The organism is Chryseobacterium endalhagicum, assembly GCF_016745235.1.
Classification (GTDB): Bacteria; Bacteroidota; Bacteroidia; order Flavobacteriales; family Weeksellaceae; genus Chryseobacterium; species Chryseobacterium endalhagicum.
The window spans coordinates 951,824-976,678 of the sequence record NZ_JAELVM010000002.1 but is presented as its reverse complement, the minus strand read 5'-3'; the positions used below and the strand labels follow the sequence as shown (position 1 = coordinate 976,678).

Here is a 24,855-nt window from a genome sequence, read left to right as displayed (position 1 = left end):
AGGAATCATTGCGATTCCTTTTTTTGTTCCTTTTTCTGAAGCCATTCTTCGTGTTTCCGTTTAAAGAATTCATATTTGTAATCCTGATTCCGCTGGGCTGCATCTATGGAATGGGAAGTATGGATATCTGCATCTTCTTTGGCAAATCTGGCCAATTCTTCGTAATAGTGATGAAGCTGATCCAGTTCTTTTTCAGTGAGATCTTCAATGTCTACAATCCGGTTACTGGCTTTTTCGTGTGCGGCAATCAGCTCATTCAGTTTAATCTGTATAGCTTTTGAATCTTTGTTTTGTGCTTTCTGAATTAAAAACACCATCAGGAAAGTAATAATGGTAGTTCCTGTATTGATCACGAGCTGCCAGGTTTCGGAATAGTCAAAAACGGGTCCTGAAACGGCCCACACCAGTACAACAAGCACCGCTCCGATAAATGCATATGAACTTCCGGTGAATTTAGTGGCCCAGTCTGAAAATTTTTCAAACAGATTGTTGTTCTTGTGGCTCATAGCGTTGATTCTTTTAATGATTAAATGTATTGAATTAACTTGAACCGGGAGTAAGAAAGTTGGGATAATTCCGGGATGGAGGATGGAAGTCTGAAGATGGGAGCTAGTATTTCGCGGTGAGGCTATGGTTGTCTTTTTGAAGGAAGTGTTCAGATTGGTTTTCTTTATCTCGCGCGGATTGGGCGGATTATGCAGATTTTTATCCTATTAATATACTAAAATCAGGAACCTAATAAAGTAGTTCAAAAGGAAGACAAGTTATGGCTTCGTCTTCAATAAACTTCCCTCTCCCAGCATCCTGACATCCTTACCCATTCTCACTTCGTTTTCCTAAACCTGTGCCACCAGATCAGGAATCCGGTCACGGGTAAAGAGCACCCAATAAGTGAAACGATGAAATACAGAATAATACTTGGCAGTCCCATGATTTCTCCGGTATGGAGTGGTTTTGCCAAAGCCGTAAACTGTTTGTTCAATGGCTGGTCTGAAAATAATTCTTTGGTTTTAAAAACTCCGGTCTTATCAAAAGTAACTTCATCCGGAAGCATCATTCCAAGGAAATTCTGGGTATTCGTTTTAATGACTACATATCTCGGATTTTCTTTATTCGGGAGTTCTATACTGGTCACAGCCGTATAAGGAAGCTGTTTATCGGCAAGTTCCAGGATTTTGTCTATGGAAGCGGAAGCCGTATTTTTCAGATCCTTTTTTTCATCCTGCTTCTGAAGCATATCTTCAAGAAGTCCTCCGAAGGCATCGTCATTTTTTTCTTCAGCAATCTGGTTAATGGAGGAACCACCCAGACTTATGATAAGCGCATTCTTCACCCATGGATACGTCACATACAATCCCGTAACCGCTATGAAAAAGAGTATCAGGAAAGTATAAAAACCCAGTGTATTGTGAAGATCGTAATTCACCCGCTGAAATTTTGCTTTGAACTTTACGGTCAGACCCTGTTTCAGGAACTTCAGTTTTTTAGGCAGCCAAAGGATCAGTCCGGAAATAAGAAGCAGGCAGAATATGAGTACAGATGCTCCTACGATCTGTCTTCCGGCATTTCCCATCATCAGGTTTCTGTGGATATCGAGAACCACTTCAAAAAAACGATTCGCTCCCGTATCTGCCTGTCCGAGAATTTTTCCTGTATATGGATTGTAGTATGAACTTTTATCTAAATTATTTTCCCGGTAGGAAACCACATAGCTCCTGTTTTTACTTTCGGGAATAAGCATTGCCGTAAGTTCTTTCCCTTCTTTGAGTAATGCAACCTGAATCCGGTCCGGACTTTGTGAAGCTCCCGGGCTTGAATTGATATATACCTTATCCCTGTTGTAAAGATCAATGATCTGATTTTTGAAAGCATACAGACATCCGGTAAGACACATTACGAATACAATGATACTCGACAGCAAGCCCAGCCAAAGATGGATGATCCACATCAGATATTTAATGAAGGATTCATTTTTTCTTCTTTTCCGATAGAGACTTTTAAATAGTGGTTTCATTGAGTTTCGGGGTGCGGGTTTCGGGTTTTGGGGTGGAAGGTTGAAAGTTGCTGGTTGCTGGTTGTTAGTTGCGCGATGTGAGATACGTGTTGGAGGTGGTGGCTGAGGGGTTCGAAGTCACCATTCACTTGCGGAGCAATATTCACTATTGACATTTTTCTGTTGCGGGGTGCGGGTTTCGGGATTCCATACTTACAACTGAAAAGCGTTGTTGTAAAAATTCACCATTCACTTGCGGAGCAATATTCACTATTGACATTGTTTGTTGCGGGGTGCGGGTTTCGGGATTCCATACTTACAACTGAAAAGCGTTGTTGTAAAAATTCACCATTCACCTGCGAAGCAAAATTCACCATTGACATTTTTTCTGTTGCGGGTTTCCGGGTTCCGGGGTTTCATACTTACAACTGAAAGTCGTCGTTGTAAAAATTCACCATTCACTTGCGAAGCAAAAATTCACCATTGACATTTCAATTTCCGGCATCATTCACTTAACAGCAAAAACATTAAGACAGGAGTACTGCCTTAATGTTCTCTAATTAAAATTTGATATGAATGTCTAATTGTTTATTTTCTTCCTTTGAATTGAATGTCTTTTACGATCTCTTCAAATTTAGCATAATGCTCCGGGGTAAGTGCTTTCTGAATAGCCGCTTTTCTCTGGGCATCAAATTTTTCCCAGTATTCTTTGGCAAGATCATTATTCCCGTGGTATACATCATGGGCATCATTGAATGCTTTTTCAAATGCATCGTTTGCTGCATTCACCACTTTGAATTCATCTTCTGAAAGCTGGCCTTCCGTTTTGATTCTTTCAAGCAGGGCGTTGTCATATCTTGGTCTTTTTCTTGAATTCTCATCAACGAATTTGTTGAATTTTTCCATTTGCGGAGCATCAAGAACTTTTGCCATTTCAAGAGACTGCTGCGCTCTCAGTTCTTCATTTTTTATTCCAAGAGCCACTCTGTCCATATTTCCTCCCTGAGCTTTTGCAGCCTCGAAGTTCTGCTCCTGAAGATCCTGGTATTTTTTCGTGATCTCGTCAAAGCTTTTCACCTGATCCGGGGTAAGCTGAACTTCAGTTTTGAACTGGTTATAATCAATGCCTTTCTTCTTATCTCCGGAACATGCAGTGAATATTGCACCAAGAGCCAGGGCTAGGAATACTGTTTTTATACTTTTCATAATAAATGATTTTGATAATTAGAATTTATAATTTACCTGTACCGCAAAGTTTCTTGGCTGGATCTGATCGATATAGCCGCCTCTGAAGTAAGAATTATACCCTACCGTATCAAAAATGTTGTTGAAGAAACCTCTCAGTCCCATTCCATTTTTGAAGGTATAGCCAATCTGAGCGTCAACGGTAGTATATTCCGGCATATTGAAAGGTCTTTCACCTGGCTGGGTTCCGTTTACGTGGCCATTCTCTGCATTGGTATAGATTTGTTTATAATCATCAACAGGTCTGTTTCCTACGTAGTAGATACCAGCTCCTACATCAAGTCCTGTCAGCGCTCCTTCATTAAATTTATAATTCAGCCATGCATTAGCAGAATGTTTAGGTGTATTGATAGGTGCCGAACCATTGACAAACGAAGGACTATCCTGATATTGAGCATCTACATAAGCCCATCCGGTCATTACCTGTAGATTAGGAAGGATTTTTCCGATCAATTCGATTTCCATTCCTTTTCTTCTTAACTCTCCGGCCATTGCATAAATTCCTGTACTGTTTCCGTCTTTCAACAATTCATAAGATAAATTATCGGTATTGATATCAAAGAAGGTTACATTGAATCTTAGTCTTTCATTCAACCAGTCAGATTTTATTCCGGCTTCCCACTGTTTTGTGGTAGATGCTCCAACAGTACCGCCTCCAAGTAATGCATTATTTGAACTTCTCAAGGATGTTGTACTTGTGTAAGATCCAAAAATATTCATGTTTTCAACAGGAGAAATCATAATTCCCAATGATGGGTTCCATGCAAAATCTTTTTCCTTATCAGAACCAATTAACTGGCTGTAACGAACACCTAAGTGAGCTTTGATATATTTATTGAAAGTAATAACATCCTGAGCCATTAATCCCATGGTAGGAGCTACAGCATTCACTACCGGATTTTTATCAATCAGGCTAAAGTTATCCGGATCGATATTTGAAGGCAGAACATTATTGATATCATTCAAAACATTAATTCTGTCTACTGTTTTGGCTTTATAGGATGTTGTTGTAACATTAGATTCTTTCCAGTCAAATCCGGCCTGGAAGGTATGCTTCATAAAACCGGTCATCACATCTGCCCCGATAAAGTCAAACTGGAAAACTTTATTCAAATCTTCTCTGTCTGATCTGGTCAGTGTTCTGTCACGTAATTCATTCGGATTGTTTCTATTCACAGGAGCCAAAGCCGCGCCGGTAATCTCAGACTGGTAAGAAGAACTCATATAGGATGCTCTTAACTTTAACTTGTCGGTAAGCTTTCTTGATACTGTAGTAGAGAAATTGAATGTCTCGGTTTTCGCATTATCTGAAGCAAAGCCCAGAAACTTTCTGTCCGGCATTTTGTAAATGGCTTCCACATCTCCTTTCGCAAGGTTTACCGTTCCTCTGTCCGGTGTAGTATTATTGTGCATATAATCCATTTCAACCACAATTTCCGTCTTGTCATCAGGACGGATGGCAATGGATGGATTTACATAAATACGGTCTGTATTGATGAATCTTCTGAAGCTGTTGTTATCCTGATAAGCTGCATTTAATCTCACGGCTATTTTACCCTGAGAATCCAGTACTCTCTGGAAATCTACCGTCGGTCTGTAAAAGTCCCAGCTTCCATATCTGAACCCTACATTGGTTTGATTGATGAATTTAGGAACTTTGGTTACTACATTGATTACTCCACCTGCAGAACCAAGCCCGTCCCCGATTCCCTGCGTTACGGCAGCAGAACCTTTAATCACCTGGATACTTTCCACACCCTGCATATCTGTAATCATGGCTGCTGTACGGAAATCCGAATCCATCTGAACCCCGTTTTTCAAAACAGGAACTCCACGGTAACCTCTTATGGACATACTTTCTCTGGTACCTCCGTAGCTTCCGAACTGGGTAACTCCCGGGATATTTTTAGCAACATCTGTTACTGTTAATCCTCCAAGATCTTCAATTACTTTATAGGAGATCACGGAAATACTCTGGATCTGGTCTCTGGTTTTTAAAGGCAGCCTGGTAATGGCTTCAAGCCCTTCCGGCTGTTTCTTTTTTTCACCAAATAACTCTACTTCATCAATCTCTTTTGATTTTTTAATAGAATCATTCACTTGCTGTGCGTTTACAAAAACCCCACCCAATACAAGCAGAGAAAAGGATACTACTTTATTCATCTGATAACTTTTTTGCAAAATTATTATTTTTATTGATTCTAAATAAATGATTCAAAGTGATATATCTCACCTTGATTTGAGTAATCATTATCAGAATATCAATGAGCCTACAGATGCAGTAGGGAGGATATAAAGATCTCCTCCTATTATAAATGTATCAGGAAAAAATTAACATTATGGGTGTGGGAAGTGAAATAGATAAAACACAAAAAAATCCGTCCCTAAAAAGGAACGGATTCTATAATCATTGCAAAGTATGCAATTATCACACTTTAATTTCAACGTCTACTCCTGAAGGAAGTTCTAATTTCATTAGAGCATCAACAGTTTTAGAAGAAGAAGAGTAGATATCCATCAGTCTCTTGTGAGCTGATAACTGGAACTGCTCTCTTGCCTTCTTGTTTACGTGCGGAGATCTCAACACTGTGAAGATTCTCTTATTAGTAGGCAATGGAATTGGACCGTTTACAACAGCACCAGTAGCCTTTACCGTTTTTACGATTTTCTCAGCAGACTTGTCTACCAAGTTGTAATCGTAAGATTTTAGTTTTATTCTGATTCTTTGTGACATTTTTCTAATTTAAAAAATTAACCTTTTGCTTTAGCTATGATTTCTTCAGCAACGTTTTGTGGAGTAGCCTGATACTTCTCTAATTCCATAGAAGAAGTAGCTCTTCCTGATGAAAGTGTTCTTAGAGTCGTTACATATCCAAACATTTCAGAAAGTGGAACAGAACCTTTGATTACAACAGCACCGTTCTTTTCTTCTTGTCCACTGATTGTACCTCTTCTTTTGTTAAGGTCACCAATGATGTTACCCATATATTCTTCCGGAGTTACAACTTCCAGTTTCATAATAGGCTCCATAATTACCGGCTTAGCAGCACGTCCCGCTTCTTTAAATCCTAATTTAGCAGCTAATTCAAAAGAAAGTGCATCAGAATCCACCGCGTGGAAAGATCCATCCTTAAGAGTAACTTTAATACCTTCAACTTCGAAACCAGCCAAAGGACCGTTCTTCATTGCAGCTTTAAAGCCTTTTTCAATAGCAGGAACAAATTCTCTAGGAACGTTACCACCTTTGATCTCGTTGATGAATTCTAAACCAATCTTACCTTCGTCAGCTGGTCCTAGTTCAAATACAATATCAGCAAATTTACCTTTACCACCAGACTGCTTTTTGTAAACTTCTCTGTGGCTGGCAACTTTTGTTAAGTTTTCTTTGTATTCTACCTGAGGCTGTCCCTGGTTTACTTCAACTTTGAATTCTCTTCTCATACGATCTACGATGATATCAAGGTGAAGCTCACCCATACCAGAGATAATCGTTTGTCCAGAAGCTTCGTCAGTTCTAACCGTAAATGTAGGATCTTCTTCAGCTAATTTAGCTAGAGCGTTACCCATTTTATCCTGGTCAGCTTTAGTTTTAGGCTCAACAGCGATACCAATTACCGGATCAGGGAAAACCATCGATTCAAGAACGATTGGGTTTTTCTCGTCACACATTGTATCACCGGTTTTGATAGATTTGAAACCTACCGCAGCACCAATATCACCTGCTTCAATATATTCTACAGGATTCTGCTTGTTAGCGTGCATCTGGTAGATTCTTGAGATTCTTTCTTTATCTCCTGAACGGGTGTTCAAGATATAAGAACCTGCATCCAGTCTTCCTGAGTATGCTCTGAAGAATGCTAATCTTCCCACGAACGGGTCAGTAGCAATCTTAAATGCAAGAGCAGAGAAAGGCTCGTCTACAGATGGTTTTCTTGTGATTTCAGCGTCAGTTCTTGGGTCAGTACCTTTGATATCGTCTTTATCCAATGGAGAAGGAAGGTATTTACATACTGCATCCAACATAAACTGTACTCCTTTATTTTTGAATGAAGAACCACAAGTCATTGGGATAATAGATAAATCGATAGTAGCAGCTCTCAATGCAGCATTGATTTCTTCTTCTGTAATTGAATCCGGATCTTCGAAGAATTTCTCCATCAAAGTTTCGTCATATTCAGAAACAGCTTCTACTAATTTCTCTCTATATTCTAGAACTTCATCTTTCATGTCTTCAGGAATTGGAACTACCTCGAAAGTAGCACCTTGTCCAGCTTCATCCCAGATGATCGCTCTGTTTTTAATTAAGTCTACAACCCCTTTGAAATCTTCTTCAGCACCGATTGGTAAAACGATTGGAACTGCATTAGATCCTAACATTTCTTTTACTTGTTTTACAACGTTCAAGAAGTCAGCACCCTGTCTGTCCATTTTGTTTACGAATCCCATTCTTGCCACTTTGTAGTTGTCAGCAAGTCTCCAGTTTGTTTCAGACTGAGGCTCTACTCCATCTACGGCAGAGAATAAGAATACCAATCCATCCAATACTCTAAGAGATCTGTTTACTTCTACTGTGAAGTCAACGTGTCCCGGTGTATCGATGATATTGAAGTGGTAAGGTTTTGTATCAGCAAGAGGTTTCCCCTGATCAGTTGGAAAGTTCCAAGAACAAGTAGTTGCAGCAGAAGTAATAGTAATACCTCTTTCTGCTTCCTGCTCCATCCAGTCCATTGTAGAAGCACCATCGTGAACTTCACCAATCTTGTGGTTTACCCCAGTATAGAATAAAATCCTTTCTGTAGTGGTAGTTTTACCGGCATCAATATGCGCAGCAATACCGATATTTCTTGTAAATTTAAGATCTCTTCCCATTTCAGATTAGAATTTAAAGTGTGAAAACGCTTTGTTAGCTTCCGCCATTTTGTGAGTATCACTCTTCTTTTTGAATGCAGCACCTTCTTCTCTTGAAGCAGCTACTACTTCATTAGCTAATTTCAAAGCCATAGACTTATCATTTCTCTTTTTAGAATAGCTAATTAACCATTTCATAGCCATAGAAATTTTTCTGTCAGCTCTGATTGGCATAGGGATCTGGAAGTTAGCTCCACCTACTCTTCTGGAACGTACTTCTACGTGAGGCATAACGTTTGTTAATGCATCTTTCCAGATTTCAAGGGCTGTTTTCTCAGTTTCTCCTTTTTTAGTTTCTACGATATCTAATGCATCATAGAAAATTTTGAATGCAATTGACTTCTTACCGTCAAGCATTAGGTTGTTTACGAATCTCGTTACCAATTGATCATTAAACTTCGGATCTGGTAACAACGGTCTTTTTTTCGCTTTTGTCTTTCTCATTGCTTCTGTACCTTATTTAATGATTATTTTTTCTTTCCTTTTGCAGGAGCAGCAGCTGCTTGTCCTGGTTTAGGTCTCTTAGCTCCGTACTTAGATCTTCTCTGAGTTCTTCCATTTACACCTGCAGTGTCTAATGCACCTCTTACGATGTGGTAACGTACTCCCGGTAGGTCTTTCACCCTTCCGCCTCTAACCAATACTATCGAGTGCTCCTGTAGATTGTGTCCTTCGCCCGGGATATAGGCATTCACTTCTTTACCGTTAGAAAGTCTTACCCTTGCAACTTTTCTAAGTGCAGAGTTAGGTTTCTTAGGTGTAGTAGTATATACTCTCGTACATACACCACGTCTTTGTGGACAAGAATCTAGGGCAGCCGATTTGCTCTTCTTGGCAAGCGTGGCTCTTCCTTTTCTTACTAATTGTTGAATAGTAGGCATTTAATTGCTTTTTATTTTAGGGTGCAAAAATAGTAATAATTTTTTAATCTGCAAACACTTGCATAAAAATTAAAATCAAACACTTACAGCAAAAAGAAGATGTTTCAAAAAGACGGAATTACGGATCCCCGATATCCATTGAGAAAAATGAAAAATAAAGAAAGCCTTTTTTATGAACGGGCAGTATATTAAATAATTATAAAATTTACTCTGCCATCCGGACAGTCACATTTTTATTCCATTGAAAGTTTTTCACATTCTGTTTTAAAGATTCATGAAGGTCTGGATTTATAGAATAGACCGTTACTTTTTTCAATCCCAGAACAGCATTCCAGCCTTTAATTTCAAGAACTGCCGCTTTTTTCCAGTTTTCAGGAATATGGCCTTCCAGCCATTCTTCATAAACAATAGCCAAATCGTAATGGTTTTGAGTTGTGTAGTCTTTTAAGAAGAATTCAAACTGATCATTAAGTCCTTTTTTCTTTATTTTAAAAGGAACCACCTCTTTTGAACCAAGTCCGGCAACATCCAACAAATGAATATCGGTAAAATAGCAGACAGCACCTATATCATTAGCGGCGACTTTGGAATTATTGTAATATTTTTCCAGAAATCTTGCGGACTGGATCTGCTGCTCATAGACATTCCGGCTTCCTGTTACAATCAGAATACTGACAAGAACCATTTTAAGAACCAGTACCATAGACGTCAACAGCACAAGAAGAGCAGTGATCCTATTGGCTTTCAATAAAAAATGTCTGTTAATAAAAAGATCTTTTATCTTAGGAATAACAACCATCGCAAAGGCCGCCAGCAGATAGGCCTCATACCTATAGAAATTGGTATACTGCCCCAAAGCTCCCTGAATGAACAAAGCAATACTTAAAGCTACCGGAAGAAAATTATTTAAAATAACAGGATGAAAGTCCAGCTTTTTTTTATAATCCTTAAAAATCAAAAACGCGGCAAAGCATAGAGGAAGCAGACCCGCGAAATAGAAATAAGGTCTTAATAGTATTTTGAAGAGCAAAATATTTTTGATCTGTATGAAATAATTTCCGGCAAGGTCAAATTTAGTTCCCTTCACCATTACAGAATTCGGGAAAAAGTATCCTGTTTTCTGATAGGTAAGATAGCCAAAGATCAAAACAGGAAGAAAGCCGAATAGCAGCAGAACAGCACTCTGCTTAAACTTTTTCAGGAGCAGGAAAACAAAAGCCAGCGCCAGAAAATAGAACATGCTTTCAAACCTGATCAGCCCAAGCAGCGCAATACTGCCATAAAACCATCCGGAATACAATGAATTTTTAAAATCAGATCTTCTCCATTTTTCAAAAGAACAGACATTGATGACGACAATTAAAACCTGCAGCACATGCTCCATTCCGGAAAAGACAAGAAGATGAACAGATGCAAAAAGAAGGGTGAAAATACACGCCAGAATAACAGATCTGTTCAATTTAAAAAAATCGGAATAGTATCTGTTGAGAAAATAGACGATAAGAAATGAGCATCCCAGATTAAAAATCAGTGGAATAAGCTGATAATCCCCAAAAATAAAGATCAGGCCGCTTAAAATAAAGGTAAAAAACGGAGAGGATGAAGAAGATGAAAAAGCATATTCCGTTACTCCCCACACTCCGTGCAATGCAAAATTCTTAGCCATGGCCAGATGAATATACGCATCATCTAATATATAGGTGAAATTATTTTCCGTCTGAGACAGCATGATCAGGATATATAAAAAACATATCCCAAAAAACACCGCCGCTGTGATTCGTAAACTTTTCATCCGACTGCAATATTAATACTTCCAAACTGTTTTTAAAAATTTTCTTATAGTTATCTTCTATTGACTTTAAAAGCCTTTCGGCATAATATTTTCTAAATTTGTTAACATAAAAAATAAACGTATGAAAAATGCAAGCATTATCGGCTTAAAAGAAGCTGACTGTAAAAACATTTCAGAAAAATTGAATATCCTTTTAGCCAATTATTCCATATTTTACCAGAATACAAGAGGTTCACACTGGAACATTAAAGGAGAACAGTTTTTTACGCTGCATCCGAAGTTTGAGGAACTGTACAACAGCCTGGTTCTGAAGATTGACGAGATTGCAGAAAGAATACTGACTTTGGGAGCAACACCTGCCCACAACTATTCAGATTATCTGAAAGTGTCTACCATTAAAGAGACCAAAGAAGTATCGGATGGTACCAAAAGTGTTGAGCTTATCCTGAGCTCATTTAAGGTAGTCATTGATTTACAGAGAGAACTTCTGGATATCACAGATGCAGCAGGAGATGAAGGAACCAATTCCCAGATGAGCGACTACATCACGGAACAGGAAAAAGAAGTATGGATGTACAACTCTTACTTAGGAAAGTAACCGGCAAAAATCAGCTGATTTATAAAAAAATCGTCTTACATTTAGACGATTTTTATTTTAAATGACTATATTTGCGTTAAAATTACACATATTATGTACGACGTTCGATTAAACTCTATTCTGGATAACGATTTCTATAAAATAACCATGCAGAACGCAGTGGTAAAACTATTCCCAAGTTCTATTGTAAAATATGAATTCATCAACAGAGGAAAGCACCAGTTTCCGGAAGGCTTTGCCGCAGCTTTAAAAGAAGCGGTGAACAAAATGGCAGAACTGAAACTGACCAAGGATGAAAAAAAATTCATGGCAAGAACCTGTCCTTATATAGACCTTCCCTATCTCGACTTTTTAGAAGGCTACCATTATGACCCGTCTGAGGTGAAAATCCATCAGGAAGGCACTGAGCTTTCCGTAACGGTGGAAGGACTTTGGTACAGAACCATCCTTTGGGAAGTTCCCCTTCTTGCCTTGATCAGTGAACTGCATTATGAAATGAACCATATGGAAAGGGATTCCAATGAAGTGGTGATGAACAGAACCCTTGAAAAGGCAGATTCATTGGCTAAACTTGGGGTAAATTTCGCAGAATTCGGGACCAGAAGAAGACATTCCTATAAAGTACAGAATCTGGTTATGGAAGCTTTAACCCAAAATAAAGAATCAACGTTTATCGGAAGCTCCAATGTTCATTTCGCCATGAAATTCGGAGTAAAGCCAATCGGAACCCATGCCCACGAATGGTTTATGTTCCACGCCGCGGAATATGGATTCAAAATGGCCAATGAAATGGCACTGGAACATTGGGTAGATGTTTACAGAGGTGATCTTGGAGTTGCACTTTCAGACACTTACACTACGGATGTTTTCTTTCAGCAGTTTGACAAAAAATTCGCAAAACTATTCGACGGTGTACGCCATGACAGCGGTGATCCGTTGGAATTTGCCGACAAAACAATAGCTCACTATAAAAACAACGGGATCAATCCTTTATTTAAATACATCATTTTCTCCGATGCCCTGAATCTGGAAAAAGTAGAAGAAATCACCAATTACTGTAAAGGAAAGATCGGGGTTTCATTCGGGATCGGTACAAATCTCACCAATGACGTCGGCTTAAAACCTATGAATATCGTGATGAAACTAATCGGCGTACAGGCACCAAACAAAGAATGGATTCCAACGGTAAAACTTTCAGACGAACACGGAAAATACACCGGTGATCCAAAGATGATTGAACTGGCGAAGGAGTTTTTGAGAATTAAAGATTAGATTTCAGATTTCAGACACCAAACACCAGACACCAGACATCAGACATCAGATTTCAGATAAAAGATTTATAAATACATTAAAACTATGAAACTAAAAATTTATTTATCCCTTAGTCTTCTGGCGGGAGCTTTATCTTTCGCACAGGAGAAAAAAGCAGAGAAACCAAAATTCAACCAGGAACTCGCCACTTCCCTTGGAGCGGACAAATATGGTATGAAAGCCTACACGATTGTTATGCTGACCACAGGCACTGCAAAAATAGAGGACAAAGCTAAAATGGGCGAACTGATGAAAGGTCATATGACCAATATCGGGAAACTGGCTGATGAAGGAAAGATTTTAGTGGCCGGACCATTTTTGGAAAAGAATAAAGAGAACTACCGCGGGATGTTTATTTTCAATACCAAATCCAAAGAAGAAGTTGAACAATGGGTAAAAACCGATCCGGCAGTTCAGGCCGGAGTTTTCAGTTATGAAATTTTCCCATGGTATGGATCTGCAGCACTGCCGCTATACCTGAAACATCATGGAGAGATTTCGCAGGAAAATCCGTAGAAATGGGGTTTTACAGTAAATTTTCAGAGCAGGATCTTATATAAACTAAACCTGTATCAAGATAAATTGAATAAAGAGATTTTAAGAATACAATTTAAATTCGCACTTTTGTAAAAAATATTGAAAGAGTAAGACTTCATTAAATTCCTTTTTCATTTACACATTTAAAACAATCTAATGCCTTTATAAGATAAGAAGATAGCTAATATCAACTTAGCGTCTACATTCTAATGAGCGCAAATTATAAAAAAAGAACTAAAAAAAAATCAATAAACATTTCAAATTTAGACATTTGTTAATGATATGCTGAAAAATATATGGAAGTAGAAATAAGTACAAAAGGTTTAAAAAATAGGAATATAAGACAAGACAAACTTCCTACCAATACCCTAAGCTCTGAAAACAGAATTCAGAGATGGGCAAATTTTATCGCAGGCTTTTCAATAGAGTTCGTAGAACAATGTTTAAAAGGAAGAGATAAAGATTTGGATATTGTAATTGATCCTTTTTTAGGTTGCGGAACTACTCTCGTTGCAGCCAAAAATCAAGGATTTAAAGGAGTAGGAACAGAAGCTCATAAATTATTTTATAATCTAGCTTTTTCTAAACTTAGTAATTTTTCGCCCAAGGATTTAGATAAAATAATTGACCTATTAAATATAAAAACAGAAAAAATAATTTGGTCTGATTCGGCACAGAAATATATTGATAAGATGTTTTTAAAATCTGAGCAAGAAAAAATCAGATTTGCTTCTTACCAACTAAATAATCTTGATGATAGGCTGAAGCCATTGGGAATTAATATTTTCTTAAAAGCTAGTGAGTTTACTTGTACTGCTCAAACCGATGGAATCTACAAGGCTCCTGATTCCAAAAAAAAAAGCATTTCATTTGAAGATGCTATGGTCAAGACTGAGCAAATATTTAGAGAAGATATTGAAAGTGATTGGTACATTAATCATTGGCAATCTCAACCAATTACAGATACATTTCATCAGAGCTGTGAATCATTGGAGGTTTTTGAAGATGAAAGCTTAGGAGTTTGTATTACTTCTCCGCCTTATCTAAATAATTTCGATTATGCTGAAATGACACGGCTACAATTATATTTGCTAGGCTGGGCCGATTCATGGGCAGATATTTCAGAAAAAGTAAGAAATAAATTAATTACAAATACAACAACAGCGTTAAAAGGTAAAAAAGATGCCCAGTACCAAAATTCAATTAAATCAGAATTACCTACAGCATTAGTTAAAAAATTAGAAGAGATAATTTGTGAATTAAGAAATGAACGGGAAGTAAGAGCAGGAAAAAAAGAATATGATTATCTTGTGTTGCCATATTACCAGCAGATAAATTCAGTACTTAAAGAATTATATAGAACTTTAAAATTTAATGGTGTTGTGCATTGGGTAGTTGCTGATGCAGCTCTATATGGTGTTCATATTAAGACACATGAGCATACCAAAGAATTAATGGAAAATATCGGGTTTAATGATGTTGAAATAAAATGGATGAGGAAAAGAGGTCATAGATGGATCCTATCAAAAAGAGACGGAGCTAAAGAGGCTTTAGGTGAGTATCATATAATTGGTAAAAAAACAAAAACTAATGGAAACAATTTACTCTAAAGCAACAACAGCTATAAATACAGAAATTAATATATATCTAGATTTAATAAATCAAACAAATTCATTTAAGGAATTAAAAACGGAGATATTCAATAATAAAGAATTTGCTGAAATGTTTGCTTATGGTATTGGTACTACAATAGATTTTCTTCGGTCAGATTATAAAGAATATTTAATAAATGAATATAAAAGAAAATCAGCATTAAAATTCGACATTGAAAATGCAGTAACTTATGGAGTTTATAAAATTGTTCGTGAATATGTAATAGAATTATATAATGGAGCAAACAATGTAACATCTGGATTTAAGAAGTTTAATGAGCAAATAATATTGGACAATCCCGAAATGTTACCCATATTTCAAAATTTACTTGGTTACAGCAGGGCACAACTTATAAAAAAAGTAGGGAGTATATCCGATACTCGAATTTCTAAACCTGGAGCAAAAAAAATATCTGAATTATTAACAGATCAAATAATAAAAAAAACAGTAGATAAAAATATTACACTTCAAAGATTAGAAATTACTATCGAAGGAATAGTTCGAGATTTAGTCGGAAGAGTATTATTTGAACAAGTTGTTGCAAATGCTTTGACAAGAGCGCAAGTTCCATATTTACGTGAGGGTGATTATAGTAGACTTACTGGTGTAGTATATGATAATCGCGCCGATTTTGTAGTTCCTAATGAGAAAGACCCTATAGCTTTTATTGAAGTTAGAAAATCATCAAGCAGACACGCCTCCCTTTATGCAAAAGACAAGATGTTTTCCGCAATCAATTGGAAAGGAAAACACAAGAAAGTTATTGGTGTAATAATCGTTGAAGGGGATTGGACTCAAGCTACATTACAAACAATGTCTTCAATATTCGATTATGTTGTTCCACTAGAAAAGAGTAATGAACTAGCATCTATTCTAAAAAAAGCTGTTGATGGTGATGAAAGTATTTTGAAATGGTTGATTGAATTTAGTATTTCAAAATCACAAAAATTTAAATAAAGTAGCCTGACAATATTCACCAGAGACTTTCTCAGATTTTACAAACATTGCATAAGAAAATCCAAAAAATGAAAAGAAGGTTATCTGATAGATAGATAGATAGAAACTGATAAATATTCAATACAACTTAAATAAATCACTATGTAACCGCGTAGTGATTTATTTTTTATTATCTTAGGGGTTCATTTTCAATATTATACAAATTAAAACCATTAAAACTTAATTTCATGAAAAAAACAAAGCTATCAAGAACAGAGCTGAAAGATGTATTCGGCGGTGGACGTTTATATCCTGCACCATGCCCCGGAGGATGCCCGGGTGAAGCCTTAATCAGATGTCCTGACGGCACCACTACGATGACTAATTTTGTATGCATGGGGGACAGATGCGAACCGGCCGCAATGTGCAAACCATTGGTCCTTGAGCCTTTTCCAGACCCAATTATCATCAATCCATAATTTAATCCACAAAAATAAAGTGAGCTTTCGGGCTCACTTTTTCATTATTAAAAAGATCACTCTATTCGTTTCCAAAGCAATACACCACTGATCAAAGGTTTTTATTATATTTAAGGAAACTAAAAACATCATGAAAACCATAGAAGAAGTCCTGAAAAAACTGGATGAGATCATCATCCGGTGCAAAGAAAACCAAAGCCCGGCCGGATATTTTGCCTGCACGTACCGCATTATGACGGCACAGGTATTGAAAGGGATTCAACAGAAAAAATTTGAAGACAATCCACGGATGATCCTGCTCGATATTGCTTTTGCCCAACGCTATCTTCAAGCATGGGAAAACTACATCAAAGGAAAAAAATGCACCCAGTCGTGGTACATCGCATTTGAAGCAGCCAAAAATAAAAACCTTCTGATCTTACAGCATATTTTTTTAGGAATGAACGCCCATATCAATCTGGATCTGGGAATTTCAGCGGCCAGCATAATGCCTTACCGGAAAATCAATCCGCTTAAAAAGGATTTTGAGAATATCAACAATGTCATTGCCTCCATCAATCAGCAGGTTCAGGATTCTCTGAACAAGATCTGCTATCCGGTAGATCTCATCGATAAGATTTCCAACGGGAAAGATAATGCCGTCCTGGATTTTGCCATTTCCAAAGCACGGGAAACTTCCTGGGCTACGGCTGTCATTGCCTCCAACACCCCTAATTTCCTGAGAGAATCTGTAATTCATATTGTAGATTACGCAGCGGCTAAAGTGGCATCACAGATCTTAAACCCGAAAATACTGGCCCCAGCCCTGACTAAGGAACTGAAAAAATGTGAGAGCAATGATATCGTGAAGAATATAGAAATTTTATCAGGAACGAAGGGAGGTTAAAGGATGGAAGTTTGGAGGATGGAAGTTACTGGACGGCGGCGTGCAACTCTCCTGCAATCTTATTAGTTTTTTTTATCTTTTCGTTTTAATTTTTTCGGGTATATTAAAATTAAGTTCAATAGTAACTTCCAGCTTTCCTCTTCCAGCTTCAGACCATTATTTTCAAACATAAATTAATTTTTCTTTTGTAATTTTGAAACATGGAGATGACCTATTTAATTATTGGATTTATTGCCGGTGGAGTTCTGGGCGCCGTGATTTTATATTTTGCCTTAAAATCATCAATGGTTCCGAGAAGTTCTTATGATGAACTGAATAATCTGCAGATTAAAAACCATTCGGATCTGGAAAATCTTAATCTTAAAGTTCAGGAACTGAATCAGAATATTGAAAGAGAAAAAGAACAGAATCAGCAGCAGACCGACTTACTGAATGATCTGAAAAATGAATATGCTAAAATTTCGGCAGAGCACAGTTCACTGAATTCCCAATTTCTGGAACAGAAACAGCTTAATTCAAAACAGACCACCCAAATTGAAAATCTGATTTCGGAAAAGCAGCATATTTTTGCTAAAAATTCCGAGCTTTCTGCTAAAAATGACGGACTTCAGCAGTCTCTTGATACCCAGAAGGAAGAAATTACCAAAATTCAGGAAGAATCAAAACTGCAGTTTGAAAACCTGGCAAATAAAATCCTTGAAGAAAAAACTGAAAAGTTCACGACTTTAAACCAGAATAATTTAAAAACGATTCTTGAACCTTTCCAGGAAAAGATCACAGACCTTAAAAACCGCGTGAATGAAGCCTACGAAAAAGAAAATAAAGAACGTTTTTCCCTAGCAGAAAAAGTAAAAGAGCTGGCAGAGCTTAATCAGCAGATCTCCGAAGATGCCAAAAAACTGACGAGAGCCTTGAAAGGAGAAAGCAAAACCCAGGGAAACTGGGGCGAAATGATCCTTGAAAGCATCCTTGAAAAATCAGGATTGGTAAAAGGAAGAGAATATTTCCTTGAACACGAACTTCGTGATGAAGACAATAAAGCCCTGTTCTCTGAATTCTCAGGAAAAAAAATGCGTCCCGATGCCGTTGTAAAATATCCGGATGAAAGAAATGTGATCATTGATTCCAAAGTATCCCTGACGGCTTTTACGGAACTGGTGGATGAAACCGATCAGGATGTTTATGTGATGAAGCTCAACCAGCATTTGGGTTCTATCAAAAACCATATTACACAATTGAGCCAGAAAGCATATGATGATTACGGAAAGTCGCTGGATTTTGTGATGATGTTTATCCCAAGTGAACCTGCTTATATTGCAGCAATGCAGGCAGATCAGGATCTGTGGAATTACGCCTATGAAAGAAGAATCCTTCTGCTGAACCCAAGCAACCTGATCACTTCTCTGAAACTGATCGCAGACCTTTGGAAACGGGAATACCAGAACAGAAACTCGATGGAAATTGCTGATCGCGGAGCCAAACTGTATGATAAGTTTGTAGGGTTTGTGGATAATCTGGAAAAAGTAGGAAAGAATCTTGATCAGGCTAAAAATGTTTATAACGAAGCCTACAAGCAGCTTTCTACAGGAAATGACAATCTGGTGATTCAGACGCAGAAATTGAAATCGCTGGGTATTAAAAACAAAAAAGATCTGCCACAAAGCCTTATTGACAACAGTAATTTTTTAGAAACAGAAAATTAAGATCATGAAAAAAAGCCGTATCATTTTACTCATCAGTATCGTTCTTTTTGTGACTTCTCTGGCTCTGCCCGCAGTATTTACACAAAAGGGCAGTGAAATGTACGGTTTAGCCTGTTTTTTATTGGGATGGGCCGATCTTTCGGGAGACGGAACGTCGTGGATTGCCAATCCTATTCTTCTTTTCTCTTGGATTTTTCTACTGGTAAAACAGCCGAAGATCGCTGCTTTTTTAGGGTTGCTTTCTGTAGCCGCAGCCCTTTATTATTTCACTGAAACTGAAATTACCGTGAATGAAGCCGGGCATAAATCGCCTATTACTTCTTACGGTCCGGGATATTATCTGTGGCTGGCGAGTTGTGGAGCTGTGTTTATAGGAAGTCTGATGCTTCTGAAATCTAAGCCTGAAACTCAGGCTGATCCGGAAACCTAGATTTTAAAAACGATCCGTATGTTTTCCTTTGCAGCTTATTCGTATCCCAAATCTGATTCTTATAAAGAGATTCTGGTTTCGTCAATGGTTGCAGGCCTCTTATTCTATATTTTCCTGATTGTTTTTCAGCCTTTTGGAACAGAAAGCTTTCATCATCAGTATAAATTTCTACTGCTTTTCCCCTATTCCCTGATCTTTGGAGGAGCTTTCTTTGTTGCCGACCTTTGTATCATCCGCTTCAAAGACTGGAACATAGGCTTTGAATTACTGAAATTGATCGGAATTATCTTTTTAGCTTCCATCCTCTCTTATTTTTACAATACTTTGTTTATCAGTCATGTCAAACTGAGCTTCAGCAACTTTCTTTATATGTTTCTGTACTGTCTGGCGCTGGGAATTCCAATTTCCACGATCTATGTATTGTCAAGGTATATTTATTTAAAAAGAATTCACGAAAAAACAGCGGATCAGGTATCAAAGCAGCTGGCCAATCATCACCCAACAGATCATGAGCTCAGTACAACTTTGAATATCTCTGCCAATACTACAAATCTGCAGATTCATGAGAGCCATTTCATCTGTGCACAGTCGATGGAGAATTACTGTTCCGTGTATTTTATGGAAAATGATACGTTGAAAAAAATGCTGATCAGGATCAGCCTTTCCAGTCTTTTGAATCAGGTTCAGACGGATGGTATCAAAAGATGCCACCGGTCTTATATCGTTAATTTAAATCAGGTCAAAAGTCTTAAAGGAAATGCACAGGGCTACCGGCTGTTTCTTCATGAAATTGATTTTGAAATTCCCGTTTCCAGAAGCTTTATTTCACTAATTATCCCTAAGCTAAAAGACTTAAAGACCTCCGATTTGTGATCCGTCACTTTTTCTTTGTCATTCATCACTTTAATTTGTCAGAGCCGGAATCAACCTGCAATTTTGTTCAAAATTTATCACAATGAACAAAACCATCCGCTTCTTTTTTATCTTTATTTTAGGATTTTCCGCTTACTATTTCCTTGATCTTTATGGTTTCAAAATCACTCAGAGTTTTGTGAAAGGACTCACCGGAAGCAAAGCCATTGCCCATGTCGCAGCCTATTCCGTCACCTTGATTCCCTTAATCCTTACGCTGAAAATTTTATTTCCAAAAAAGAATATTACTGATCTTTTTTCTATTAATAAGTCGGTCCTGAAAGGTTTTTCCGTAGCTTTCATAGGTACGCTTCCAATGCTTATAGGGTATTTCATCAATTTTAATCTGACAGACAAAATAGATTTTCAATCCCTGTTCATCAATACCGTTTCATCCGCATTTTTTGAAGAAATTATTTTCAGAGCCTTCCTCATCGGGGTTTTGTACAGATTTACCGGACTTGGATTTATCAGTTCTGCCTTATTCGGGTCATTACTCTTTGCACAGGTTCATTTATACCAGGGAAGCAGTTTAACTGAGCTTATTGAGATATTTCTCATCACATTTTTGGGCTCGGTATTTTTCTCATGGGTTTATTTTGAGATGAATTTTAATCTTTGGACGGCCATATTTCTTCATCTTTTTATGAATCTGTATTGGGAAATTTTTAATATCTCGGAAAATGTTACCGGAAATCTGTTCGGAAATTCATTTAAGATTTTATCCATTCTGCTGATTATAGCCATTATTATCTATAAAAAATATGAAGGCAAAATTCCGTTTCAGATCACCGGAAAAATCCTTTTCATTAAAACTAAACCTGCCTAATCACATATTTTCCATAATTTTGCAGCATGTTGATAGAAAGTTTTCAAAACGATAAAATAAAAAACATCACCAAACTACTGGCTGATAACAGGTTCCGTAAAAAATCAAAAGTTTTTGTGGTAGAAGGCCAGCAGGAAAATGAAAGAGCTTTAGCCTATGATTTTGAACCTGTAGAATTTTTTATTTGTGAAAATATTTTCAAAGGAAAGCTGCCGGAAGCTAAAATTCATTACGTAAGCGAAAAAGTATACGAAAAAATTGCCTACAGGGGAAGTTCGGAAGGCATCATAGGTGTCTATAAAACCCAGGAAAAGCAGCTGTCAGCATTTATTCCCAAAGAAAACGCTACGATCATCATTGTGGAAGGCGTTGAAAAACCAGGTAATCTTGGGGCTATTCTGAGAAGCTGTGAAGCTTTTGGTATTGATGCGCTTATTGTTGCGGACGGAAAAGCTGATTTTTATAATCCTAATGTGATCAGATCAAGCGTGGGCTGCCTGTTCGGAATGGAAGTATATGATGCTGAGAATACTGAAACCCTGGATTTTCTGCAAAAATATAATTTCAATATCTACACCACCCTTATGGATGAGACTGCAGAAGATCTTTACAAAAGAGATTTTACGCAGCGTTCTGCTGTATTATTCGGAACGGAACATTCGGGATTGAGTGATTTCTGGATCGGAAAGGGAAAAAACACTCTGATTCCGATGGCAGGAAGTATTGATTCTCTGAATTTAAGTAATGCAGTGGCTATTACGTGCTATGAATCGCTGAGACAGAAGAAAGGATAGTATAAAGGGCAGGAAGTTTGAGGCTGGAAGATGGAAGTTTTTAAAGCCGAACAATCGGTTGTAGACTTCTTTATTCAATGTATCTGCTAGCCTGCAAAATATAAAGACATAAAAAAACCGTCTCACAGGGTGAAACGGTTCTTTTATTGTTAAGCTATTGCTAGAATTATTTCTTAGCAGCGTCTTTAACTTCTTTAGCAGCATCTTTTGCAGCACCTTTAGCAGCATCAGCAGCACCTTTAGCAGCGTCAGCAGCAGCTTCAGTTGTAGCTTTAGCAGCATCAGCACCAGCAGCAGTTGTAGCAGCAGCAGCATCTTTAGTAGCTTCTACAGCAGTAGTTGCAGCAGAATCGATTACTTTAGCAGCAGAATCAGTAACTGTAGCAGCAGAATCAGCTACGTTAGCAGCAGCAGAATCAGTTGTTCCTTCAGTAGAAGTAGCTTCAGTTTTTTTACAAGCAACTAGAGAGATTGCAGCGATAGCAGCTACGAATAATGACTTTTTCATAATAAATTAAATTTAATTTTGTTAATATTGTTTTTATAAATTTTCTTCTGTTCTGTTATTTGAACAAGACAAAGGTAGACCAGATACAAAAGTTGTTTATGAAAAATAATTGTAATACATTTGTAAAATAGTTTTACAAATAAATAAAGCTGATAATCAACAATTTAATTATTTTATAAAAATTGACAGATTTAGATCTATTGCATTTTGAACAGCTGAAAAAAGACGTTCAGACCGAATATTTAAAAGAATCTACTCCTTCTCATGATGATATTTCAAAATGGAAGGGGATAGATATTATATATTTCCAGGAAGACCTGCGCAAAAAAGCGAAAGGCAACATCAGTGAAAAGTCGTTTTACACCTATTTCAAAACTTCACCCGTTACCAAATTACCGAGAATAGATATGCTCAATATATTGAGTATCTATGCGGGATACGATTCATGGTACGAATTCAAGAAACAGCATCTTTTTGCGGGAGAATTACTCGTTGAAAATGAAGAAATTGAGGAAGAAGAAATCCAGGAACTTGAAAAAACAGTGTCTTCGGCACCGGAACTTCCAAAAACTGAAATTCCGGCTAAAAAAATTGAATATCAGCCTCATGAAAACACTGATTTACAAAAATCAAATACTGATAATCAATATAATACGCAAAAACCAACAATCCCAACTCCAATAGAAATACAACCGGCACCAGTAAGAAAAAATTTCTTCAAAAAGAATGCCTGGGCCATTGTTACCTCTATTTTAATTGCCATTACCGGAGTTCTGGGTTTTAAGGATGAAATTTTTTCCAAAACTTATAAATACTGCTTTACGGATAAAGACCGCGGCGTTTCCGTGATCAATACCCTTGAGATAAGAGTGATTAAAGAAAATGAATCCCCGCTTTTGTTTAAAATAAAACCGGGCCAGTGCTTTTACTACTCTACCAAGGACAAAAACATAAAAATGCAGATCAGTGCGCCTTTCTATGAGTATCTGGAAGTCAACAGAAATCTGGAAAATGCCCCGGACGAGGAAATGATCGAGCTGAAACCGGACGATTATAAGATGGCAGCCTATTATTTCTCAACGAAAGACGTAAAAGGCGGCAACCCGGAAGAACAGCTGGCCCTGATCAAACAGAAAAGGAATCAACTGGAGAACCTGATCAGCAACAGCGCGATCATTTATCAGGTGTACGACAATAAAACCTATGGTATTGAAAGGCTTGACAAGCAAAAATATATTACGTTGGTAACCACCCCTACGACCTCTCTGAAAAACCTTACCGTCATTGAAATGAAAAAAGACAGTAAAGGAAAAATAGTATCTATTAAATTTAAAATCGCATCCACAGATGAAGAGAATAAATAAGTTTTTAATTTTCGCAGTACTTTTTTTAGCATTTGTTTCCTGCAATAATAAAAAAACCGAAGTAAGCGATCTGGATAAACTGAGAAACAGCACGAATATAAAAAGCTATCCTGCCGTTCAGATGGACAGTATGCAGGCGATTAACTCCATTACGAAACAGAAAGTACAGGAACTCCTTGATCTTTCTACTTTATATCTTTCCGGAAACAAAGACACAGAGATAGACACCGTTATTTATTCCCAAATGCAGAGCTATTTCCACAAACCGGATTCACTGACGTTCAAAAAGCTGTTTAAAGAGCTGGACAGCCTGAAAGTAAAATCTGTGAAAGTAAACAACCTGAGTGTTTATAAAGAATTCTATAAAAAAGACACTTTGGATTATGCAAAATTCAATCTGGAATATTTTGATTCAAAAAATAAATCTCTGGGAACTTTTGAGAAGAATGCTCAGTATATTCTGCTTTCAACTCCTATGATTAAGAAGGAATTTAAATTTTATTTCTTAGATTTCTATTCTTCACCTTTAAAGAAAGACAGTACTTCAGTGGGCGTAACGAGATAATCTAACGGAATATCATTTTCCCAGACATCATCGATCTTTTCATCAGGACTGAAATAATTGACCCCAATTTTTTTGGAAGCCCCGGAAATACTTTGGAAAAACGCATCATAGAAACCTTTTCCATAGCCTATCCTGTTGCCTTCAGCATCGCTGTACAGCAAAGGAGTGATCACATAATCAAAATGAAGCTCTCCTGAATCTTCATTAGAGATAGGTTCTGAAATCCCCCATCCGCTGGTTTCAAAAGCTGTGTCTTTGTTAATTTCCACAGAGATCAGATCATCTGCCACTACTTTAGGTACAAAAACACGAATGTTATTCTGTAAAAAAGCGTCAATAAAAATTCCGGTGTTAATTTCTTTAAACTTTTCAATCGGGATAAAAACATGCACCTTCTGCCCTTTTTCAGGTTTAAAATAATCCAGAAAATGATCCAGAATTTTTTCAGATAACAGGAAAGCCTCATCACTTGACAAGGCTTTTCTTTTCTGCATATATTTTTTTCTAAGTTCAGCTTTTAGCATAACTTAA

The 24,855-nt window shown here is 37.3% G+C and carries 25 protein-coding genes; 14 read left to right on the top strand and 11 right to left on the bottom strand.

Annotated elements, in window-relative coordinates:
• Positions 1 to 5: 5 nt before the first annotated feature.
• The 9 genes from JET18_RS14665 to JET18_RS14625 all read right to left on the bottom strand — a co-directional run bounded on the left by JET18_RS14665 (position 6) and on the right by JET18_RS14625 (position 10,819).
• Positions 6 to 506 (bottom strand): low affinity iron permease family protein, encoded by a 501-nt coding sequence (locus JET18_RS14665; RefSeq protein ID WP_202092248.1) that lies wholly within the window; start codon positions 504 to 506, stop codon positions 6 to 8.
• A gap of 317 nt (positions 507 to 823) precedes the next feature.
• Entirely contained in the window at positions 824 to 2,014 is a 1,191-nt protein-coding gene (locus JET18_RS14660) for a PepSY-associated TM helix domain-containing protein (RefSeq protein WP_202092246.1), read from the bottom strand.
• 567 nt (positions 2,015 to 2,581) lie between these two features.
• Complete coding sequence (locus JET18_RS14655; RefSeq protein ID WP_202092244.1) at positions 2,582 to 3,199, bottom strand: hypothetical protein; 618 nt, start codon at positions 3,197 to 3,199, stop codon at positions 2,582 to 2,584.
• 18 nt (positions 3,200 to 3,217) lie between these two features.
• Entirely contained in the window at positions 3,218 to 5,401 is a 2,184-nt protein-coding gene (locus tag JET18_RS14650; protein ID WP_202092242.1) for a TonB-dependent siderophore receptor, read from the bottom strand.
• 265 nt (positions 5,402 to 5,666) lie between these two features.
• On the bottom strand, positions 5,667 to 5,972 hold the full coding sequence (rpsJ, locus tag JET18_RS14645; RefSeq protein WP_002661363.1) for a 30S ribosomal protein S10: 306 nt from the start codon (positions 5,970 to 5,972) through the stop codon (positions 5,667 to 5,669).
• Positions 5,973 to 5,989: 17 nt separating this feature from the next.
• Positions 5,990 to 8,107 carry an elongation factor G gene (gene fusA, locus JET18_RS14640; protein ID WP_202092241.1) on the bottom strand — a complete coding sequence of 706 codons (2,118 nt, stop codon included), beginning with the start codon at positions 8,105 to 8,107 and terminating at the stop codon, positions 5,990 to 5,992.
• Positions 8,108 to 8,113: 6 nt separating this feature from the next.
• Positions 8,114 to 8,590: a 30S ribosomal protein S7 gene (gene rpsG, locus JET18_RS14635; RefSeq protein ID WP_034677991.1), complete on the bottom strand. Its 477-nt coding sequence runs from the start codon at positions 8,588 to 8,590 to the stop codon at positions 8,114 to 8,116.
• Positions 8,591 to 8,613: 23 nt separating this feature from the next.
• Positions 8,614 to 9,027, bottom strand: coding sequence for a 30S ribosomal protein S12 (rpsL, locus tag JET18_RS14630; protein ID WP_002983146.1), 414 nt, complete (start codon positions 9,025 to 9,027; stop codon positions 8,614 to 8,616).
• Between the two features lie 205 nt (positions 9,028 to 9,232).
• Positions 9,233 to 10,819, bottom strand: coding sequence for an SAM-dependent methyltransferase (locus JET18_RS14625; protein ID WP_202092238.1), 1,587 nt, complete (start codon positions 10,817 to 10,819; stop codon positions 9,233 to 9,235).
• A gap of 121 nt (positions 10,820 to 10,940) precedes the next feature.
• Between JET18_RS14625 and JET18_RS14620 the strand changes: the two genes are divergently transcribed.
• The 12 genes from JET18_RS14620 to JET18_RS14565 all read left to right on the top strand — a co-directional run bounded on the left by JET18_RS14620 (position 10,941) and on the right by JET18_RS14565 (position 21,887).
• Positions 10,941 to 11,417: a Dps family protein gene (locus JET18_RS14620; protein WP_202092236.1), complete on the top strand. Its 477-nt coding sequence runs from the start codon at positions 10,941 to 10,943 to the stop codon at positions 11,415 to 11,417.
• A gap of 93 nt (positions 11,418 to 11,510) precedes the next feature.
• Positions 11,511 to 12,689, top strand: a complete 1,179-nt coding sequence (pncB, locus tag JET18_RS14615) for a nicotinate phosphoribosyltransferase (RefSeq protein ID WP_202092234.1) — start codon at positions 11,511 to 11,513, stop codon at positions 12,687 to 12,689.
• 84 nt (positions 12,690 to 12,773) lie between these two features.
• Positions 12,774 to 13,244 (top strand): YciI family protein, encoded by a 471-nt coding sequence (locus JET18_RS14610; protein WP_202092232.1) that lies wholly within the window; start codon positions 12,774 to 12,776, stop codon positions 13,242 to 13,244.
• Positions 13,245 to 13,561: 317 nt separating this feature from the next.
• Positions 13,562 to 14,875 (top strand): DNA methyltransferase, encoded by a 1,314-nt coding sequence (locus tag JET18_RS14605; protein ID WP_202092230.1) that lies wholly within the window; start codon positions 13,562 to 13,564, stop codon positions 14,873 to 14,875.
• Positions 14,856 to 15,875 carry a hypothetical protein gene (locus JET18_RS14600; RefSeq protein ID WP_202092228.1) on the top strand — a complete coding sequence of 340 codons (1,020 nt, stop codon included), beginning with the start codon at positions 14,856 to 14,858 and terminating at the stop codon, positions 15,873 to 15,875. Before JET18_RS14605 ends, JET18_RS14600 begins: the two co-directional genes overlap by 20 nt.
• A gap of 161 nt (positions 15,876 to 16,036) precedes the next feature.
• The gene (locus JET18_RS14595; RefSeq protein WP_317193267.1) at positions 16,037 to 16,333 is read left to right on the top strand and encodes a TIGR04149 family rSAM-modified RiPP; all 297 of its coding nucleotides are present in this window, start codon (positions 16,037 to 16,039) and stop codon (positions 16,331 to 16,333) included.
• Positions 16,334 to 16,463: 130 nt separating this feature from the next.
• A complete protein-coding gene (locus tag JET18_RS14590) occupies positions 16,464 to 17,219 on the top strand; it encodes a DUF5995 family protein (protein WP_202092224.1) in 756 nt (251 codons plus the stop codon).
• Positions 17,220 to 17,419: 200 nt separating this feature from the next.
• Complete coding sequence (gene rmuC / locus JET18_RS14585; RefSeq protein ID WP_394369520.1) at positions 17,420 to 18,922, top strand: DNA recombination protein RmuC; 1,503 nt, start codon at positions 17,420 to 17,422, stop codon at positions 18,920 to 18,922.
• Positions 18,923 to 18,926: 4 nt separating this feature from the next.
• Positions 18,927 to 19,352 carry a hypothetical protein gene (locus JET18_RS14580; RefSeq protein ID WP_202092221.1) on the top strand — a complete coding sequence of 142 codons (426 nt, stop codon included), beginning with the start codon at positions 18,927 to 18,929 and terminating at the stop codon, positions 19,350 to 19,352.
• Positions 19,353 to 19,370: 18 nt separating this feature from the next.
• Positions 19,371 to 20,225 (top strand): LytTR family DNA-binding domain-containing protein, encoded by an 855-nt coding sequence (locus tag JET18_RS14575; RefSeq protein WP_202092219.1) that lies wholly within the window; start codon positions 19,371 to 19,373, stop codon positions 20,223 to 20,225.
• Positions 20,226 to 20,307: 82 nt separating this feature from the next.
• Positions 20,308 to 21,093 (top strand): CPBP family intramembrane glutamic endopeptidase, encoded by a 786-nt coding sequence (locus tag JET18_RS14570; RefSeq protein WP_202092217.1) that lies wholly within the window; start codon positions 20,308 to 20,310, stop codon positions 21,091 to 21,093.
• 26 nt (positions 21,094 to 21,119) lie between these two features.
• Entirely contained in the window at positions 21,120 to 21,887 is a 768-nt protein-coding gene (locus tag JET18_RS14565; RefSeq protein ID WP_202092215.1) for a TrmH family RNA methyltransferase, read from the top strand.
• Between the two features lie 166 nt (positions 21,888 to 22,053).
• Here the strand turns inward: JET18_RS14565 and JET18_RS14560 are convergent, their stop codons facing one another.
• Complete coding sequence (locus JET18_RS14560; protein WP_062650963.1) at positions 22,054 to 22,395, bottom strand: hypothetical protein; 342 nt, start codon at positions 22,393 to 22,395, stop codon at positions 22,054 to 22,056.
• 182 nt (positions 22,396 to 22,577) lie between these two features.
• Between JET18_RS14560 and JET18_RS14555 the strand changes: the two genes are divergently transcribed.
• Both JET18_RS14555 and JET18_RS14550 read left to right on the top strand, forming a co-directional pair.
• On the top strand, positions 22,578 to 23,759 hold the full coding sequence (locus tag JET18_RS14555; RefSeq protein ID WP_202092213.1) for a hypothetical protein: 1,182 nt from the start codon (positions 22,578 to 22,580) through the stop codon (positions 23,757 to 23,759).
• Positions 23,743 to 24,324 carry a hypothetical protein gene (locus JET18_RS14550; RefSeq protein WP_202092211.1) on the top strand — a complete coding sequence of 194 codons (582 nt, stop codon included), beginning with the start codon at positions 23,743 to 23,745 and terminating at the stop codon, positions 24,322 to 24,324. The genes JET18_RS14555 and JET18_RS14550 overlap by 17 nt, the downstream gene beginning before the upstream one ends.
• Here JET18_RS14550 and JET18_RS14545 read toward each other — a convergent pair.
• Positions 24,273 to 24,848 (bottom strand): 5-formyltetrahydrofolate cyclo-ligase, encoded by a 576-nt coding sequence (locus JET18_RS14545; RefSeq protein ID WP_202092210.1) that lies wholly within the window; start codon positions 24,846 to 24,848, stop codon positions 24,273 to 24,275. The two genes, JET18_RS14550 and JET18_RS14545, sit on opposite strands and share 52 nt — an antisense overlap.
• Positions 24,849 to 24,855 lie beyond the last annotated feature (7 nt).

Excerpts from the sequence above, each read along its gene's own strand:
- JET18_RS14605 (WP_202092230.1), top strand. The coding sequence starts at position 13,562 with ATGGAAGTAGAAATAAGTACAAAAGGTTTAAAAAATAGGAATATAAGA.
- JET18_RS14665 (WP_202092248.1), bottom strand. The coding sequence starts at position 506 with ATGAGCCACAAGAACAACAATCTGTTTGAAAAATTTTCAGACTGGGCC.
- rpsL (WP_002983146.1), bottom strand. The coding sequence starts at position 9,027 with ATGCCTACTATTCAACAATTAGTAAGAAAAGGAAGAGCCACGCTTGCC.
- JET18_RS14655 (WP_202092244.1), bottom strand. The coding sequence starts at position 3,199 with ATGAAAAGTATAAAAACAGTATTCCTAGCCCTGGCTCTTGGTGCAATA.
- JET18_RS14545 (WP_202092210.1), bottom strand. The coding sequence starts at position 24,848 with ATGCTAAAAGCTGAACTTAGAAAAAAATATATGCAGAAAAGAAAAGCC.
- rmuC (WP_394369520.1), top strand. The coding sequence starts at position 17,420 with ATGGAGATGACCTATTTAATTATTGGATTTATTGCCGGTGGAGTTCTG.
- rpsJ (WP_002661363.1), bottom strand. The coding sequence starts at position 5,972 with ATGTCACAAAGAATCAGAATAAAACTAAAATCTTACGATTACAACTTG.
- JET18_RS14610 (WP_202092232.1), top strand. The coding sequence starts at position 12,774 with ATGAAACTAAAAATTTATTTATCCCTTAGTCTTCTGGCGGGAGCTTTA.
- JET18_RS14565 (WP_202092215.1), top strand. The coding sequence starts at position 21,120 with ATGTTGATAGAAAGTTTTCAAAACGATAAAATAAAAAACATCACCAAA.
- pncB (WP_202092234.1), top strand. The coding sequence starts at position 11,511 with ATGTACGACGTTCGATTAAACTCTATTCTGGATAACGATTTCTATAAA.
- JET18_RS14550 (WP_202092211.1), top strand. The coding sequence starts at position 23,743 with ATGAAGAGAATAAATAAGTTTTTAATTTTCGCAGTACTTTTTTTAGCA.
- JET18_RS14650 (WP_202092242.1), bottom strand. The coding sequence starts at position 5,401 with ATGAATAAAGTAGTATCCTTTTCTCTGCTTGTATTGGGTGGGGTTTTT.
- rpsG (WP_034677991.1), bottom strand. The coding sequence starts at position 8,590 with ATGAGAAAGACAAAAGCGAAAAAAAGACCGTTGTTACCAGATCCGAAG.
- JET18_RS14625 (WP_202092238.1), bottom strand. The coding sequence starts at position 10,819 with ATGAAAAGTTTACGAATCACAGCGGCGGTGTTTTTTGGGATATGTTTT.
- JET18_RS14570 (WP_202092217.1), top strand. The coding sequence starts at position 20,308 with ATGAACAAAACCATCCGCTTCTTTTTTATCTTTATTTTAGGATTTTCC.
- JET18_RS14620 (WP_202092236.1), top strand. The coding sequence starts at position 10,941 with ATGAAAAATGCAAGCATTATCGGCTTAAAAGAAGCTGACTGTAAAAAC.
- JET18_RS14580 (WP_202092221.1), top strand. The coding sequence starts at position 18,927 with ATGAAAAAAAGCCGTATCATTTTACTCATCAGTATCGTTCTTTTTGTG.
- JET18_RS14600 (WP_202092228.1), top strand. The coding sequence starts at position 14,856 with ATGGAAACAATTTACTCTAAAGCAACAACAGCTATAAATACAGAAATT.
- JET18_RS14660 (WP_202092246.1), bottom strand. The coding sequence starts at position 2,014 with ATGAAACCACTATTTAAAAGTCTCTATCGGAAAAGAAGAAAAAATGAA.
- JET18_RS14575 (WP_202092219.1), top strand. The coding sequence starts at position 19,371 with ATGTTTTCCTTTGCAGCTTATTCGTATCCCAAATCTGATTCTTATAAA.
- fusA (WP_202092241.1), bottom strand. The coding sequence starts at position 8,107 with ATGGGAAGAGATCTTAAATTTACAAGAAATATCGGTATTGCTGCGCAT.
- JET18_RS14590 (WP_202092224.1), top strand. The coding sequence starts at position 16,464 with ATGAAAACCATAGAAGAAGTCCTGAAAAAACTGGATGAGATCATCATC.
- JET18_RS14560 (WP_062650963.1), bottom strand. The coding sequence starts at position 22,395 with ATGAAAAAGTCATTATTCGTAGCTGCTATCGCTGCAATCTCTCTAGTT.